At 68.8% G+C, this 15,390-nt stretch carries 15 protein-coding genes and 1 pseudogene; 11 read left to right on the forward strand and 5 right to left on the reverse strand.

Annotation, left to right across the window (positions count from 1 at the left end; translation table 11 throughout):
* Nucleotides 1–37 precede the first annotated feature (37 nt).
* From F8568_RS05490 to F8568_RS05510, 5 genes are all read left to right on the forward strand, one after another.
* The gene (locus F8568_RS05490; protein WP_151592010.1) at nt 38–859 is read left to right on the forward strand and encodes an SDR family oxidoreductase; all 822 of its coding nucleotides are present in this window, start codon (nt 38–40) and stop codon (nt 857–859) included.
* Between the two features lie 140 nt (nt 860–999).
* The gene (locus F8568_RS47815; RefSeq protein ID WP_202124519.1) at nt 1,000–1,395 is read left to right on the forward strand and encodes a carboxymuconolactone decarboxylase family protein; all 396 of its coding nucleotides are present in this window, start codon (nt 1,000–1,002) and stop codon (nt 1,393–1,395) included.
* A gap of 75 nt (nt 1,396–1,470) precedes the next feature.
* A complete protein-coding gene (locus F8568_RS05500) occupies nt 1,471–2,727 on the forward strand; it encodes an amidohydrolase family protein (protein WP_151592012.1) in 1,257 nt (418 codons plus the stop codon).
* Between the two features lie 104 nt (nt 2,728–2,831).
* Nucleotides 2,832–3,374, forward strand: a complete 543-nt coding sequence (locus F8568_RS05505) for a VOC family protein (protein WP_151592014.1) — start codon at nt 2,832–2,834, stop codon at nt 3,372–3,374.
* Nucleotides 3,375–3,561: 187 nt separating this feature from the next.
* Complete coding sequence (locus tag F8568_RS05510; protein WP_151592016.1) at nt 3,562–4,350, forward strand: cyclase family protein; 789 nt, start codon at nt 3,562–3,564, stop codon at nt 4,348–4,350.
* On the opposite strand, the gene F8568_RS05515 is transcribed toward F8568_RS05510, so the two are convergent.
* Nucleotides 4,299–5,078, reverse strand: coding sequence for an SDR family NAD(P)-dependent oxidoreductase (locus F8568_RS05515; RefSeq protein ID WP_151592018.1), 780 nt, complete (start codon nt 5,076–5,078; stop codon nt 4,299–4,301). The genes F8568_RS05510 and F8568_RS05515 overlap by 52 nt on opposite strands.
* Before the next feature lie 208 nt (nt 5,079–5,286).
* Between F8568_RS05515 and F8568_RS05520 the strand changes: the two genes are divergently transcribed.
* From F8568_RS05520 to F8568_RS05545, 6 genes are all read left to right on the forward strand, one after another.
* On the forward strand, nt 5,287–7,104 hold the full coding sequence (locus F8568_RS05520) for a flavin-containing monooxygenase (protein WP_202124520.1): 1,818 nt from the start codon (nt 5,287–5,289) through the stop codon (nt 7,102–7,104).
* A 332-nt stretch (nt 7,105–7,436) separates the two neighbouring features.
* Nucleotides 7,437–8,198, forward strand: a complete 762-nt coding sequence (locus F8568_RS05525) for an SDR family NAD(P)-dependent oxidoreductase (RefSeq protein ID WP_151592022.1) — start codon at nt 7,437–7,439, stop codon at nt 8,196–8,198.
* Nucleotides 8,195–9,091 carry a DUF6282 family protein gene (locus tag F8568_RS05530; protein ID WP_151592024.1) on the forward strand — a complete coding sequence of 299 codons (897 nt, stop codon included), beginning with the start codon at nt 8,195–8,197 and terminating at the stop codon, nt 9,089–9,091. The genes F8568_RS05525 and F8568_RS05530 overlap by 4 nt, the downstream gene beginning before the upstream one ends.
* 218 nt (nt 9,092–9,309) lie before the next feature.
* A complete protein-coding gene (locus F8568_RS05535; RefSeq protein ID WP_151592026.1) occupies nt 9,310–10,671 on the forward strand; it encodes an acyclic terpene utilization AtuA family protein in 1,362 nt (453 codons plus the stop codon).
* Nucleotides 10,668–10,967 (forward strand): AtuA-related protein, encoded by a 300-nt coding sequence (locus F8568_RS05540; RefSeq protein WP_151592028.1) that lies wholly within the window; start codon nt 10,668–10,670, stop codon nt 10,965–10,967. The genes F8568_RS05535 and F8568_RS05540 overlap by 4 nt, the downstream gene beginning before the upstream one ends.
* Before the next feature lie 8 nt (nt 10,968–10,975).
* Nucleotides 10,976–11,392 carry a nuclear transport factor 2 family protein gene (locus tag F8568_RS05545; RefSeq protein WP_160573514.1) on the forward strand — a complete coding sequence of 139 codons (417 nt, stop codon included), beginning with the start codon at nt 10,976–10,978 and terminating at the stop codon, nt 11,390–11,392.
* 398 nt (nt 11,393–11,790) lie between these two features.
* Here F8568_RS05545 and meaB read toward each other — a convergent pair whose 3' ends face one another.
* The 4 genes and pseudogenes from meaB to F8568_RS05565 all read right to left on the reverse strand — a co-directional run bounded on the left by meaB (nt 11,791) and on the right by F8568_RS05565 (nt 15,366).
* The gene (gene meaB / locus F8568_RS05550; protein ID WP_151592032.1) at nt 11,791–12,771 is read right to left on the reverse strand and encodes a methylmalonyl Co-A mutase-associated GTPase MeaB; all 981 of its coding nucleotides are present in this window, start codon (nt 12,769–12,771) and stop codon (nt 11,791–11,793) included.
* Entirely contained in the window at nt 12,768–13,517 is a 750-nt protein-coding gene (locus F8568_RS05555; RefSeq protein ID WP_151592034.1) for a GntR family transcriptional regulator, read from the reverse strand. The genes meaB and F8568_RS05555 overlap by 4 nt, the downstream gene beginning before the upstream one ends.
* A gap of 287 nt (nt 13,518–13,804) precedes the next feature.
* Nucleotides 13,805–14,389, reverse strand: a pseudogene (locus F8568_RS50940) (amidohydrolase family protein); the annotation flags it as partial.
* Nucleotides 14,390–14,574: 185 nt separating this feature from the next.
* Nucleotides 14,575–15,366 (reverse strand): SDR family NAD(P)-dependent oxidoreductase, encoded by a 792-nt coding sequence (locus tag F8568_RS05565; protein WP_151592036.1) that lies wholly within the window; start codon nt 15,364–15,366, stop codon nt 14,575–14,577.
* Between the last annotated feature and the right edge of the window lie 24 nt (nt 15,367–15,390).

Genomic DNA, 15,390 nt, shown 5'->3' on the forward strand with positions numbered 1-15,390 from the left:
ACTCTTCCCCTCGTCCTGGGGCATCGAGGCGCATTCGATGGAAACGATCGTCGTGACCGGTGCCGCGACCGGAATCGGTGCATCCACCGCTGAGCGGTGGAAGGCGGGCGGGCATCGCGTCATCGGGGTCGGCCTCGCCGACTGCGAGGCCAACGCCGATCTCTCCGAACCCGGAGGGCGCGCACGCGCCGTGTCGGAGATCCTCGATCTGGCCGGCGGTGTCGTCGACGGTCACGCGGCCTGCGCGGGGCTGTCCCGCAACAGCGGCGACGAACGCAAGATCATCGCAGTGAACTTCTTCGGTGCCTTCGAACCCCTGCTCGCGCTCAGGAAGGCGCTCAGCCGCGGCGACCGGCCGGGCGTGGCCCTCGTCTCCTCTTCGGGGATGCTGCGCCCCTGGGGCGTTCCCGGCGCGCTGAAAGCGTGCCTGGAAATGGACGAGCCCGGTGCTCTGGAGGCGGTGGCCGCGGATCCGCGTGCCGATGGCCCGTTCGCTCAGCGTCCCGCCTACGCGACGTCCAAGTCCGCGTTGGGCCCGATGGCCCGGCGGCTCGCCTGGCAGACCGAATGGACCGGCGCGGGCATCACGATCAACGTCGTCGCGCCCGGCGTGACGAAGACGCCGACGACCGACGTGGACTTCGCGACCCCCGAGGGGGAGCAGCGCCTGCTGAAGGCCGCACCCTCGCCCATGAACCGGATCGCTGAGGCGGACGAGGCGGCGGATCCGGTGGCGTACTTCGCCGAAGGACGTGCCCGGTTCGTCACCGGCCAGGTCGTCTTCGTCGATGGGGGTCTCGACGCCCGGCGGCGGCCCGACGACCCGATCCTGCCGCTCGACGACGATCGCTGGGTCTGACCCCTGGCGCGCCGGGTGCGGCGGGGAGCCGAACCACCGCGGGCGGACTCTGCTGATGAAGGCAGTGTTGGGCGGCCATTGCGTCGGCATTGGGTCGTACTTATACTGATCCAACATGGATCCAGGATTCGGGAGTGCAAGTGAGTGACGCAGACGCCCGCCGGGCGGTCCGGGAGAAGGTGCTCGGCGGCTTGCAGGAGCGCACGCCCGCCGTGCAGGCCTTGATGGATTCCCCGCTGGCCAAGCCGATGCTGGCGTGGAGCGGCGAGCGCACCTGGGACGTGTGGGCCCGGCCGCAGCTTGACCTCAAGACACGCTGCCTGGTGAACGTGGCGATGCTCGCGGCGATGGGCGTTGAGCGGGAGCTGCGGTTCCACATCCGGGGTGCGCTCCGCAATGGCAATACGCCAGAGGAGATCGCTGAGGTGATCCTTCAAATGGCCAACTACGCGGGCATGCCGCTCGCGACCGAGGCGATGCTCGCGCTGATCGAGGTCGCCGAGAACTACAAGAAGGAGACGGCCGAGACCGGCTGATCGGGAGGGCGGCGGCCGGTACCGGCGCCGCACGCCCGAATCAAGAGTCGAACCCGTCGTGGGAGAAGGTTTGTCATGACCGTTGCACCTGAACGTTCCGTCACCTTCCTGCCGGAGCCGATCCCCGAGAAGAAGCTCCATCACCTGGTGATCTCCACCGACGATCACCTGATCGAGCCCGCGAACATGTTCGAGGGCCGCATCCCGTCGAAGTTCGGCGACCGCGGCCCAAAGATCATCACCGTGGACGGTGTCGAGGCCTGGAAGGTCGAGGACCAGATACTCCACAACATGGGGCTCAACGCGGTCGCCGGCCGCCCGCCGGAGGAGTGGGACGACGAGCCCACCAACTTCGAAGAGCTGCGCCGAGGCTGCTTCGACATCGAGGCGCGCATTCACGACATGGACCTCAACGGTGTCTACGCCTCCCTGTGCTTCCCGTCGAAGGTCGCCGGATTCGGCGGCGCGCGTTTCGCCGAGCTGAAGGATCGGGAGCTCGGCCTGGCCTGCGCGAAGGCCTGGAACGACTGGTACTACGAGGAGTGGATGTCTCCGCACCCGGACCGGATCATCGGCCTCCAGGTGCCGTGGCTGCTGGACGGCGAGCTGGGCGCCCAGGAGGTCTACCGCAACGCCGCCCGCGGCGTGCGGGCCCTGAGCTTCCCCGAGGTGCCGTCGAAGCTGGGCCTGCCGAGCCTGGCCAGCGGACACTACGACCCGATCTTCAGGGCGTGCGAGGAGACCGGGACCGTCATCGCGCTGCACACCGGCTCGTCCGGGATGCTGAACGACGTGGACGACGACCTCGGCCGTGACGTCTTCGTCGCGCTCTTCCCGGCGTACGCGCTACTGTCGGGGATGAGCTGGCTCTACTCGGGCGTCCCGTCGAAGTTCCCGGGCCTGAAGATCAGCCTCGCCGAGGGCGGCATCGGCTGGGTCGCGATGATGTTCGACCGGCTCGAGTACATCCAGACGCACGCCGGCATGGCGTCGACCTTCGACCGGTGGCGGGACACCAAGTACACGCCGGCCGAGGTGTTCGCGCGGAACTTCTGGTTCTGCACGTTCGACGACCCGTCGGCCCTCCAACTGCGGGACCGCATCGGCCTGGACAAGATCACCATCGAGGTGGACTACCCCCACGCGGACGGTAGCTGGCCCAAGAGCCAGCCGGTGCTGGCGGAGCTGCTGAAGGACATCCCGAAGGACGAGGCCGAGAAGATCACCTGGCGGAACGCGGCGAAGCTCTTCCAGCACGAGGTCCCCGCGGACATCGCGTCCGGTGAGCGGGACTACCGGACCACGATCGACTGGTCGACCGTCTCCGAGTGAGAGAAGCGCCGGTACCGGTCGCGCCCGCCCCCCCGGCGCGGTCGGTACCGGATTCCATATCGGCGGGCATCCGCCAGACGAAGCGGGAAGAGCGGTGAGGCATTGTGACCGGATCCGGGTCGGGCAAGCAGGGAAGCGTCGATCAACTCGGTTTCGTGGTCGAGGACATCGAGGCCACGATGAGGTACTGGAACGAGGTCCTCGGCGTGGGGCCGTTCTTCTATCTTGAGCGGTCGGCGACCACGAACCTCTTCTTCCGTGGGGAGAAGACCTCGGTCGTCAGTTCCACCGCCCTGGCACAGGCAGGCGGCGTCCAGATCGAGCTGGTCCAGCTCCGCAACGACGCGCCGAGCGCCTACCGCGACATGCATCCCCACGGGCCCGGTGCGCTCCACCATGTCGGCTACTTCGTCGACGACTACGAGGCCACGCTCAAGGCCGAGCAGGACAAGGGGCTGGAGCTCGTGCAGTGGGGAGACGCCGGCCCCCGCGTGCACTTCTGCTACCTCGCCGATCCGAAGCGGCAGGGTCTTCTCGTGGAACTGATCGAGATCGGTGGGCTGCGCGACTTCTTCGACCGGATCGCCGAGGCCGGCCGTACCTGGGACGGCACCGACGGCATCCTCAAGATCAAGCCGTCGCTTTGACCGGTGTCTGCTCGCCGTGTCGAGGAGACACCGACGGTCGAGGTCGCGGGCATTGAGTCCCCCGCCGGTCTCGCCGACAACGATGACGTCGGCCATGCGGCCACGTTGAACCCGCTCTCCGCTGAAGCGCTGTACGTGACCGCATGGCCGTGCCGGTGCGAGCCGGCCGGGCGCGTGAGGGCAAATCATGACGACGCTGACGGAATTCCGCAAAGTCGGCGACAAGCTGCGGAACTGGGGCCGCTGGGGCGAGGACAACCAGCTGGGCACGCTCAACTTCATCGAGTCGGCGAAGCTGGTGGAGTCGGCGTCGCTGGTCCGCAAGGGAGCGATCTTCCCGCTGGGCGTCGACTTCAACGCCGAGCTCATCTGGCCGCAGGACAACTTCCGCCGCAACCCCGTCCACGTGATGACCGTGGACGGCGCCGATGCGGCCACGATGGCGGAGTTCCTCCCGGGCTACGGCGGCCCCACCGAGAAGCAGCTGCTCGACATCTGGCAGACGCCGTTCCGGTTCGCCGACGACATGATCATCATGCCGCTGCAGTGCGGAACGCAATGGGACGCGCTGTCCCACGCCTGGTACGAGGACCTGATGTACAACGGCGTGCCCGGGAGCGCGGTGAGCAGCCGCGGCGCAGCGCGCAACAGCATTGACCAGGTCGATGTCAAAGGGGTCGTGGCGCGAGGCGTTCTGCTGGACGCCGCTCGCCACAAGGGAGTAGCGCACCTGACCCCGAACAGTGCCCTCCTGCCGGACGACCTCGACGAGATCGCAGCCGCACAGGGAGTCGAAATCCGGTCCGGCGACACCGGCCCCGCCGGGGGAGCAGCGGTCACTACATGGGCCGCCTTCTCGGCGAGGACTGGTCGGCGGTATTTCGCGGCGTCACGGTCAGTCGAGCGTGACGCCGCGTCAGCGGTTCAGTTGAGCGTGACGCCGCCGTCCACGACAAGGGTCTGGCCGCGGACGTAACTGGCGGCGTCGGAGGCCAGGAACACCGCGACCTTGGCGATGTCGTCCGGCTCCGCGACCCGGCCCGTCGGATTGCGGGCGACGAGGTGCGCCATCTTCTCGAGGGCGGCTTCGCGGCCGCCCAGGCCGGTCAGCACGCCTTCGGTCATGACGGTGCCGGGGGCTATCCCGTTGACGGCGATGCCCTGCGGGCCCAGTTCGACCGCCATGTGCCGGGTCAGCGCCATGACGCCGGCCTTGGTGGCCGCGTAGGGCGCGAGCCCGCTGGGCAGCGAGGCCTTGAGGCCGTCGACGGAGGCGATGTTGATGATCGAGCCGGCGCCGCCCTCGGCGATCAGCAGTTTGCTGAACGCGATGGACGTCAAGGCGAGCCCGCGCAGGTTCGTCTCGTACACCAGGTCGAAGAACTCCGGCGTGGCGTCCAGGACGGCGACGTTGGGATAGATGCCGGCGTCGTTGACCAGGATGGTGGGGGTCCCGAACGGCTCTGCGGCACGGCGGAGGATGTCCTGGTGGGCGTGCGGTTCGCTGACGTCCGCGATCACCACGGCCGCGTCGCCGGGCCCCTTCTCCTTGAGGATGCGCTTGGTGTTCGGGTTCTTGTCGACCACGACCACCTGGGAGCCGGCTTCGCGCATCCGCACGGCGATGGCCCGGCCCATCCCGGAGGCACCTCCCGTGACGACAGCGACTTGGCCGGAGAGGTCGAAGGGGTTCGGCCGGGCCATGAGGGCCTCCTCGTCGGTGCTTGCTCGGGCGACCCGAGACGATGGTGGATGTTGGATCCAAGAACGTAGATCCGGTGCCTGGGGCTGTCAATGGCCGCCGGAAGTCTCCGCGTGTGGCGGAAACTGAATGCTGGATGTAGGATTTCGGACAATTGGAGCGCCGTCGGCCTGGCCCGTGGCGCCCCTGCCAGGTGCATTGGGAGGAAGCTTGACCGAGCCGACGACGCAAGCGCCGGGACCCACGTTCGACCCGGAAGCGCTGCGCAAGAAGTACCTCGAGGAACGCGACAAGCGGCTGCGCTCAGATGGCCTCTCCCAGTACATCGACCTCACCGGGAGGTTTAAGGAGTACGCGGAGGACCCGTACGTCGAGCCGGGCTTCACCCGCGACCCGATCACCGACGAGTCGGAAGTGATCATCCTCGGCGGCGGCTTTTCCGGGTTGATCACCGCGGCCCGCCTGCGGCAGGCCGGGGTGCGCGACATCCGCGTCATCGAGAAGGGCGGGGACTTCGGCGGTACCTGGTACTGGAACCGGTACCCGGGCATCCGCTGCGACGTCGAGTCGTACATCTACATGCCGCTGCTCGAAGAGCTGGGCTACATGCCCACGGAGAAGTACGCGCGCGGGCAGGAGATCTTCGAGTACTGCCAGATGCTCGGCAAGCACTTCGACCTCTATGACAACGCCTGCTTCCAGACGCGGGTCACGAAGATCCACTGGGACGAGGGGCTCTCGCGCTGGATCGTCGAGACCGACCGGGACGACGTGATGCGGGCGCGGTTCATCGTGCTCGGCAGCGGCGGCCTGCATCTCGCCAAGCTCCCCGGCATCCCCGGCATCGAGAGCTTCGCGGGGAAGGCCTTCCACACGAGCCGGTGGGACTATGAGTACACCGGCGGCGACCAGACCGGGAACCTCACGGGGCTGAAGGGCAAGCGGGTGGCGGTCATCGGCACCGGTGCGACCGCCATCCAGTGCGTCCCGCAGATCGCGAAGTACGCGAAGCACCTCTACGTGTTCCAGCGCACGCCGTCCTCCGTGGACGTCCGGGCGAACGGTCCCACGGACCCGGAGTGGTTCGCGAGCCTGGAGCCCGGCTGGCAGCGCGAGCGGATGCAGAACTTCACGTCGATCCTCGTCGGCCGGCCGCAGGAAGAGGACCTCGTCAACGACAGATGGACCGACGTGTGGGCGAAGGCCGCGCGGCTCGCGCGCGAGGCGGCCGGCGAGGGGGCCGAGCTCGACCCCGCCGAGATCATGCAGCTCGCCGACTACGAGAAGATGAACCAGATCCGGGCGAGGGTCGAGGAGATCGTGGCGGATCCGGAGGTCGCCGAGTCGCTCAAGCCCTGGTACAACCTGTGGTGCAAGCGCCCCCTTTTCAGCGACGAGTTTCTCCAGGCGTTCAACCAGCCCAATGTCACCCTCGTCGACACCGACGGCCGGGGCGTCGACCGCATCACCGAGAACGCCATCGAGTTCGGCGGCGAATCCCACGAGGTCGACTGCATCATCTTCGCCACCGGTTTCCGTGTCGGCGTCCCCACCTACCAGGCCGGTGAATTCACGCTGACCGGCCGGGACGGGCTCGACCTCGCGGACAAGTGGGCCGACGGCTGCAAGTCGCTGCACGGCGTCTACACTCGCGGTTTCCCCAACATGTTCATCGTCGGGAACAAGATGGATGCCGGGCTCACCACGAACGTTCCCCACATCCTCGGCGAGCAGAGCGCGCATGTCGCCGCGCTCGTCAAGCGCTGCCTGGACGAGGGCATCGAGACGATGGAGGTCCGCCAGGAGGCTGAGGACGGCTGGGCCGCCACCATGGCGGAGAAGGCGGTCGACCGCCAGAAGTTCGAAGAGGAATGCACCCCGGGGTACTTCAACAACGAGGGGCAGAAGGACAGGACGACGATCTTCTCCGGCGGGTACGGCGGCGGCCCCTACGAGTACATCGAACTCTGCGACCAGTGGCGCGAGTCGGGCTTCGAGAAGGACGTGGACATCACGTACGCCCGCTGACGCCAACCGTTGGCACGGGATTCAGTGCGGCCACGACAATCGAGTCGTGGTCGCACTGAAACGCGTCTTCGGAGCGTTTTCTCCACTCGGGAGTTCTGTATCTTGCTCCCATTCGCTGGGCCGTCGATCCGCCGGGCACTGGGCACACGGCCGCGGGGACGCCGTCACGTGCCGAGGGAGGATCACGAGACCGCGAACCGCCGCCCGCAGGGCAGCAGGTAGGATTCTTGAATCCTGGATTTTATGCTAGGCCGTACGGCTGACCTGCACGCCAGGACCACCGTGTCCGGCCATCGCGCCGGCCGCGGTCTTCGAAGGGAGCCGTGACACCCATGTCCGATCTGATCCTCGACGGCCGCGTCGCCGTCGTCACCGGCGCCGCCACCGGCATCGGCGAGGGCAGTGCGCTCGCGCTGGCCCGCGCGGGCGCCAGTGTCGTGCTGGCCGATCTCGACGATGCGCGACCCGTCGCCGACGAAATCATTGCCGCGGGTGGGAAGGCCGCCGTCACCCGCTGCGACATCGCCGACGAAGACCAGGTCGCGGCGGTGATGGCCGTTGCAGTGGAGACCTTCGGCAGGCTCGACATCCTGCACGCCAACGCCGGCCTCGGGCACGGCCAGGCGCGCCTGACCGACATCGACAAGAAGGCATGGGACCGCACGGTCTCGGTCAACCTCACCGGGACGTGGCTCTGCCTGCGGCACGCCGCCCGCGCGATGATCGAGCAGGGGCGCGGCGGCTCGATCGTCGTCACCGCCTCCGCCACGGGTCTCGTCGGCTTCCCGCTCACCGGGGGATACGCCGCGACGAAGGCCGGCTTGATCAGCCTGACCAAGACCGCGTCGATGGAGCTCGCCGAGGCGGGCATCAGAGTGAACGCGGTCGCGCCCGGTCCGATCGCGACCGACATGGTGCAGAAGGCGATCGCCGCCCGCCCTGAACTGGAGGACGAGCTGCGCCGTTCGGTTCCGCTGGGACGGCCCGGTGCCGTCGAAGAGGTGGCGCACACCGTGGTCTGGCTGTGCTCCTCCCAGGCCTCGTACATCACCGGGACGACGGTTCCGGTCGACGGCGGCCAGGTAGCCGGGTGAGCGCTTCGCCCGGTCCGGAGGTGGTCGCGCTGCTCGACGGCGCGGTCGACTGCTACGTCCATGCCGGTCCGGATCCGATCCCCAGGCACGACAACGACATCGGGCTCGCGAGCGGATGCGCCGGCGCGGGTTACCGGGCCGCCGTGCACCGGCACCACTTCGCCGAGACGACGGGCCGGGCCGAACTCGCCCGCGCGGCGACCGGCTTCGACCTCCTGGGCGGGCTCGTACTCGGCGACGCCACCGGCGGGATCAACCCGACGGCGGCCGAACTCGCCCTGCGTGCCGGGGCCGCCTGGGTCGGCCTGCCGACGCTGTCGTCCGCGGTCTTCCGCGCCGGGCTCCAGACGAAGCCGGCCGGCGTCCAGGGCGCGCTCGGCCTGTGTGCTCACCTATCCGCACATCGCGAGCCACCTCGCGGCGAGGCCCTCGAAACCAGTTCTGGCGAAGGAGCAAGGATGAGCGACACCGAGCCGATCCGGCGCGTCAACTGGCAGGACCCCGGCTTCACGGATCTGCCGTTCAACCTGCGGCAGGCCCTGTTCGGTCTGGGCGAGCAGGGCGACCCCGACGCGCCCGTGCTGGTCATCACCCAGTTCGCGCCGCACGCGGAGCTGCCCGTCCACTCCCACCCGTCGGCCTTCTGCGACGCCGTGGTGGAGGGATCGATGATCGTCGATGGCCAGGAGAATCCGCGGGGCACGATCCGCCTCCTGCGGCCCGATGCGGTCTACGGTCCCTCGATCGCGGGACCGGAAGGCTGCACACTGCTCGAGTTCTACGCCCATGACCGCGGGCGGCCGGGGGAGTTCCCGCCCGAGGTGCGCACTCCGGAGTTCGAGCGGACGGTCGCCGAGTTCCGTGCCCGCCAGGCGGCGGCGCAGCGCGGCTGAACGTGCCGCCGCCTCGACAGTCCGCGACTGTATTTGTATCCTGTATCCAATTCAGTCGGCCGGGACATGACCTACCGGCCGAGCGCAGGTGACGCCGTGCCGAGCGTCGCCGTGGCGAGCGGGACCCGTGCCGCGGGCCCGGAGTCGCCGCCTCTGCCCGAAAGGAAGGCTCGCATGTCGAAGCCGCTGACCTCATTGGACGCGATCGGAGGCCTCCGGTGATCCGGATCGGTTGCGGCAGCGCTTTCGAACGTGACCGCATCGACTGGCCGGTGCGCCTCGCCGACTCCGGTGCGGTCGACCACATGGCCTTCGACTGCCTGGCCGAGCGGTCCATGGCGCTGAACCAGCTGCGCAAGCTCGAGGACCCGAACGCCGGGTACATGCAGCGGCTCGAAAAACCCGCCGCGGGCTTCGACGTCCGCCTTCCGAAGATCGTCGAAGGGTTCGCCCCGTTCGTGGCGTCCGGCGGGACGATGGTGGGCAACTTCGGCGCCGCCAATCCGGAGGGGGCCGGGGCCGCCGTGGTGGACGGGCTGCGCGCCGCCGGCGTGAGCGGCGTGAAGGTCGGCGTGATCACCGGCGACGACGTCATGGAGCAGGTGGTCAAGCAGGACCTCTACCTGCCCGAGTACGACCGCCGGATCTCGGAGATGACCGAGAAGATCGTCTCTGCCAACGCCTACATCGGTGCCGAACCGGTCGTGGAGGCCCTGCGGCAGGGGGCCACGTTCGTCCTCGGCGGACGGCTGGCCGACCCGTCGCCGTACGTCGGCCCGATCTGCTTCCGGAACGGATGGGAGCTCGACGACTGGGAGAAGGTCGGACTCGCCACCCTTGCGGGCCACCTGCTCGAGTGCGGCACGCACGTGACGGGCGGGAACTTCACCGACCCCCCGTTCAACCCCGTGCCGGACATGATGGAGCTCGGCTTCCCGTACGCGGAGGTCGACGACGGCCGCATCGTCGTCAGCAAGACTCCGGGCACCGGGGGCCTGGTCAGCACGAAGACCGTTCGCCTCCAGATCGGCTATGAGATCGGTGACCCGGCCGCCTACCTGACGCCCGACGTCACGGCCGACTTCAGCCAGGTCGCGGTGCGCCAGGTCGGGGAGGACCGGGTCGAGGTCACCGGTGCGTCCGGCCGGGAGCGCCCGGAGACGCTGAAGGTGCTGGTCGGTCTCGATCTGGGCTGGAAGGTCACCGTGGAGATGTCCTATGGCGGCCCCGGCTGCGTCGAACGCGCACAGTTCTCGGCCGAGCTGCTCCGGGCCCGCGTCGAGAAGGCGCTGGGGGACGAGATCCTCGAGTGGCACACCGACCTCGTCGGAATGAGCTCGCTGTTCGGCACCGCGATCAGCCGGGGCTACCCGGCCGAGGTGCGGATGCGCGTGGCCGCGAGGACCGCTTCGAAGGCGGCGGCACAGACGATCTTCGACGAGGGCGACTACCTGCCGATCTCCGGGCCCGCGGCCGGCGGCGGCCGGGGCGCGATGACCCTCGCACGGGCGATCGGCGTCACCCCCGCCCTGCTCGACCGGTCCAACGTCCCGCTGCACGTGGAGGTGCTCGAATCATGAAGCTTCGCGATATCGCCTACGCGCGGGAAGGTGACAAGACCGATCTCGCCAACATCTGCCTCTTCCCTCACGACGAGGCCGACTGGCCGCTGCTGCAGGAGAAGATCACGGCGGAGGTCGTGGCGGCCAAGTTCGCCCCGGTGATCAAGGGCACCGTGACGCGATACGAACTGCCCAACCTGCAGGGCCTCAACTTCGTCCTCACCGCGGCGCTGGCCGGGGGCAACTCCCGTTCGCTGCGCGTGGACGGCACCGGGAAGAGCTACGCCTCGCTGATGCTGGACATCGAGATCTGATGAACGACATGGAGAGACTTCTCATCGAACGGGACTGCACGCGGCTGAGCGTCGACTACGGACGGTTCGTGGACTTCGGCCAGGCGGCGAAGGTGGCGGAGCTGTTCACCGACGACGGTGTCTGCGAACTGTCCGCCGGCCGCTTCGAGGGCATCGACCAGATCCGAGCCTTCTTCGAGAAGCGCCAGCAGCAGACCGACGTCGTGTCCCGGCATGTGTCGACGAACATCACCATCGACGTGCACGACGCCGACCGCGCGACGGGCCTGGTGTACCTCACGTTCTACCGCGTCGTCCACCAGGGCGACGGTCCGGCGCCGCTCGGGCCGCCGAGTTTCATCGGCTCCTACAGCGATGAATACCGGCGCACGCCGGACGGCTGGCGGTTCGCGAGCCGGATCGGCAGTACAGCGCTCAAGAGCTGAACGGCGCCAGCGCTCGGCGGCCCGCGACGGGCCGCCGAGCACGCACGCCGGCCACACGGTTCTGCGTGCGGCATGACCTCCGCGGCGAACCATTCCAGCCGCGCCACGAACTCGTCCGCGGTCCGCCAGGCAAGCGTGAGGCCGAGTTCCGTGACACCTGCCTCAGTGTACTGCGCGATCACCTGCAGTACCTCATCGGCGGAAGCGGGCCCCTCGTACCGCGAGACACCGGGCGGGAGCGATGTCGAAGGGGCATCCGCGGCTTGCCGCACGGACTATCGAGCTCGAGTGCTGCGGCGAGGCCGGCCTCGCGGCGGTGGTGATGTCACGCCCGGTGATGGCATATCACTCGGGACCCTTGCGGCAGCGGTGGCCGGTGGCCCGGGGTCAGTGGCGCCCTAGTTCAGACCCGCGCGTGCGAGAAGGCGCTCTGCGATCACGTGGGGCGCTCGCTCGGTGCCCGGGCCGGCGAGCTTGGGGTCCTGGTCGTACTCGGCCAGCGCCCACGCGTGTGCACGGGCGGCCACCAGCGCCGCTGTGGCCTCGCGGCTCCTTCGGGCGTCCTCGGCGCGGCCTGTGGGGTGCTCGTCAAGGAATCGTCGGTGTTCCGCCACCGCGGCCCAGAGCTCGTCGACCGAGCCGTCCGGGCGGTTCGCGACCGTCGAGACGACCTTGGGGGTCCAGGCGGTCCGGGTTCCGATCGCCAGCATCTTGTGCAGTTCACGCACTAGCGACTTCGCGCCGGGCAAGTCGGCCTTGTTGACGACGTAGATGTCTGCCACCTCGAGCACACCCGCCTTTTCAAGCTGGATGTCGTCGCCGGCATGCGGATTCAGTACGAGGATCGTGGTGTCCGCGAGGAAGGAGAGATCGAGTTCCGACTGCCCTGTGCCGACGGTCTCGATCATGACCTCGTCGAAACCGTGTGCGCCGAGCGTCCAGGCGATCTCCGCGGTGCCGGGGGCGAGCCCGCCGAGTTGCCCGCGCGCACCCATGCTGCGGATAAAGACGCCGGTGTCGAGGATGTGCTCGTGCATTCGCAGGCGGTCGCCGAGCAGCGCGCCGCCGGAGAACGGCGAGCTCGGGTCTATCGCGAGCACGCCGACTGTGCGGTCGTTGCGCCGGGCGGCGCCGATCATGGCGCCGAGGAGGGTGGACTTGCCGGCGCCCGGCGCACCGGTGAGGCCGACACGACGCGGCTGGGGGCCGGCCACAGCGCGGAGCGCGGCCAGCACGTCGGCGGCCTGCGTGCCCTCCCGCTCGATGAGGCTGATCGCACGGGCCAGCGCGCGTCGGTCTCCGGCCGTGAATCGGTCGACCAGGTCCTGCACGGCGGCTCGGGAAAGCCCGGCCGGCCGCCTGGGTTGCGTGCCGCTCATGCCGGCTGCCGGTTCGCCGGTGCACCGTCGACGGAGATGCTGGAGATGAACCTCATCGTCTTTCGGATGTGCCTGGTCGCCGCCTCCTCGGCGGCAACCGCGTCACCGCTGCGAATCGCGGTGAAGATGCCGCGGTGGTTGTCGTTGCCCAGACAGATCACGCGCCGGAGCGTCTCCTCGACGTCCCCTTCGAGATGCTGCTGCAGAAATCGGGTGAGCAGCATGTGGGAGGAGAGCCGCACCAGCGGGGCGAACTCGCGCATGCGCGAGTTGCCGGACGCGTCGAGCACCGACAGGTGGAAGTCCGCGTGGGCCTCACCGTACTCGGCCGCGTCGAGCTTCGGTCCGCTGGCGGTCTCCATCCGGTTGATGCATCGTTCGAGTTGCTGCACGGCATCCTCGGGAAGCGTCCGCTTCGCGGCGAGGCGCGCGGCGAGGCCATCGATGACCTCGCGGATCTGGTAGGTGTCGATGAGGTGTCGGCCATCGAGCTCGATGACCTCGACCGTCTTGTTCCCGTTGGAGATCCGCAGCAGCCCGTCCCGCTCGAGAGTGCGGAAGGCCTCGCGGAGGGGGGTACGGCTGACGCCCAGGCGTTCGGCCAGCTGTATCTGCAGCAGGGGGGTGCCGGGTGCCAGCTGTCCGCGCAGGATGAGGTCGCGCAGGACGTGCGCCACCTCATCGGCGAGGCGGGTCTGCGGCCTGGCCACGAGGCCGGCCGGCAGGTCGGCGGCGGAGTCCGGCACGATCCCTCCTCGATCCTGGTCTTTGGATGCAGGATACCAGAATAAATATCCTGTCCCGTGCGGCGGTGGACGCGCCGGTGCGTCGCACGGGCCCCGTCCGGCGGATCGCGCCGGACAGGGCCGACCGCTGCCGGCTCAGCGCGTGATCCCCCAGCGCTGAAGGTCGTACAACTCGATGGCGTTGCCGCGGATGAGCTGGTAGGTCTCCTGCTCGCTGCGAGCCAGTCGGTGAAGGCGGCCTGGGCATTCTGGAAGCTCAGCGACTTCGGGACCAGAGCGGGGGAGTCGGGCCCGGTGTTCGGCCACGTCGAGGACGAGCCGATGTGCATGTTCACGACCGTTCCGGTCTCTTCGCACGCGCGCCAGACCGAGTCCCAGTAGCCCGAGTGGATGCTCGGCAGCCCGAGGTAAGGCGCGCATTCGGAGAACGCGATCGCGTTCGAGCCCTTGTCCGCGCAGCGACGCACTTCCGTCGCGGCCAACTCCGCGTCCCACAGGGGGATGAGCGTGAGCGGGACGAGCCGGCCGCGCCCCTCACCCGCGCACCAGTCGTCGATCATCCAGTCGTTGTAGGTCTGCAGGCACACGAGCGCGAAGTCCTTGTCCTCCCGCTCGAGGAAGGCCTGCCCGCAGAAGCGCGAGATCGTGGGGAAGCACAGTGCCGCTTCGACGTGGTTGAGGTCCATGTCCTTCAGCCGCTCGGACTGGATCCAAGCGCCCGGGGCCATCTCGTCGTAGGTGACGGGTTCGTGGTAGTGCTCCGAACGCAGTTCGTGGACCTGGACCATGCCGGCCGGGATCACCGAGCGGAGGTCGTCGTAGCGCCACTCGTCGGCCCACCGCGCACCCGGCAGATCCGGGTCCTCGACCATGCGGTAGCCGCCGCACGCGGGCTCCGGCCTGCCGAACACCCGCACGAGCTTCGGGGCGCGGTCGGCGTAGCGTGCGGGCAGCCGCGACGTCCACAGATCGGGAGGTTCGATCACGTGATCGTCAACCGAGATGATGCGGGGGATGTCGACCGTGGTCCCGTCCTTTCGTGCAGAGGGATCGGTCGTCAGCGGGCTTTCGGCGGCACGTGGCTGTAGGTGCCCACCGAGGAGCCGCCCTCGATGGCGAGGACCTGGCCGGTGACGAAGGACGCCGCGTCCGAGGCGAGCCACGCGGCGGCGCCGGCCACGTCCTCGGTCTCGGCGAGCCTGCCCATCGGGACGCGGGCGACCGCGGACGCGGCGAAGGCCGGATCGTCGAGCATGGCCTGCGTCCGCTGCGTGCGGACCATCGACGGGGCGATCGAGTTGATCCGGATCCCGTTGGGACCGAGCTCCATCGCCGCGACACGGGTGACGATCTCCAACGCCGCCTTGCTGGAGGCATAGGGAGCCACACGCGGAGCGGGGTTGCGGGCCGAGATCGAGGAGATGTTGATGACGCAGCCGCCGCCGGCCTTGATCATCGACGGCACGATCGCCTTGATCAGCCGCAGCGGCGCCCAGAAGTTGAGCGCGAACATCTTGTCCCACAGTTCGTCCGGCGCGTCGAGCAGGGGGAAGGGCTGCTGCGCCGGGGCGGCGTTGTTGACCAGGGTGTCCACGTCGTCGTGCCGTCCGGCGAGGTCGGCGATCGCCTCCTGGTCGGTGAGGTCGACGACCTCGGTGGTCGCGGAGCCACCCGCGGCGATGATCGCGTTCTTGGTGTCCTCCAGCCCGGGGGCATCGTCGGCGGCCAAAACCACTTCAGCGCCCAGCGAGGCGAACCGCGACGCGATGGCCGCCCCGATCCCGCGGCTCGCGCCGGTCACGAGGGCCCGCCGGCCCGTCAGCGCGTCGTTGCGAAAAAGTTGAGTCACAGCACAGCCCTTCGTGAGACCTCA

Source organism: Actinomadura physcomitrii (assembly GCF_008923205.2).
GTDB lineage: Bacteria > Actinomycetota > Actinomycetes > Streptosporangiales > Streptosporangiaceae > Spirillospora > Spirillospora physcomitrii.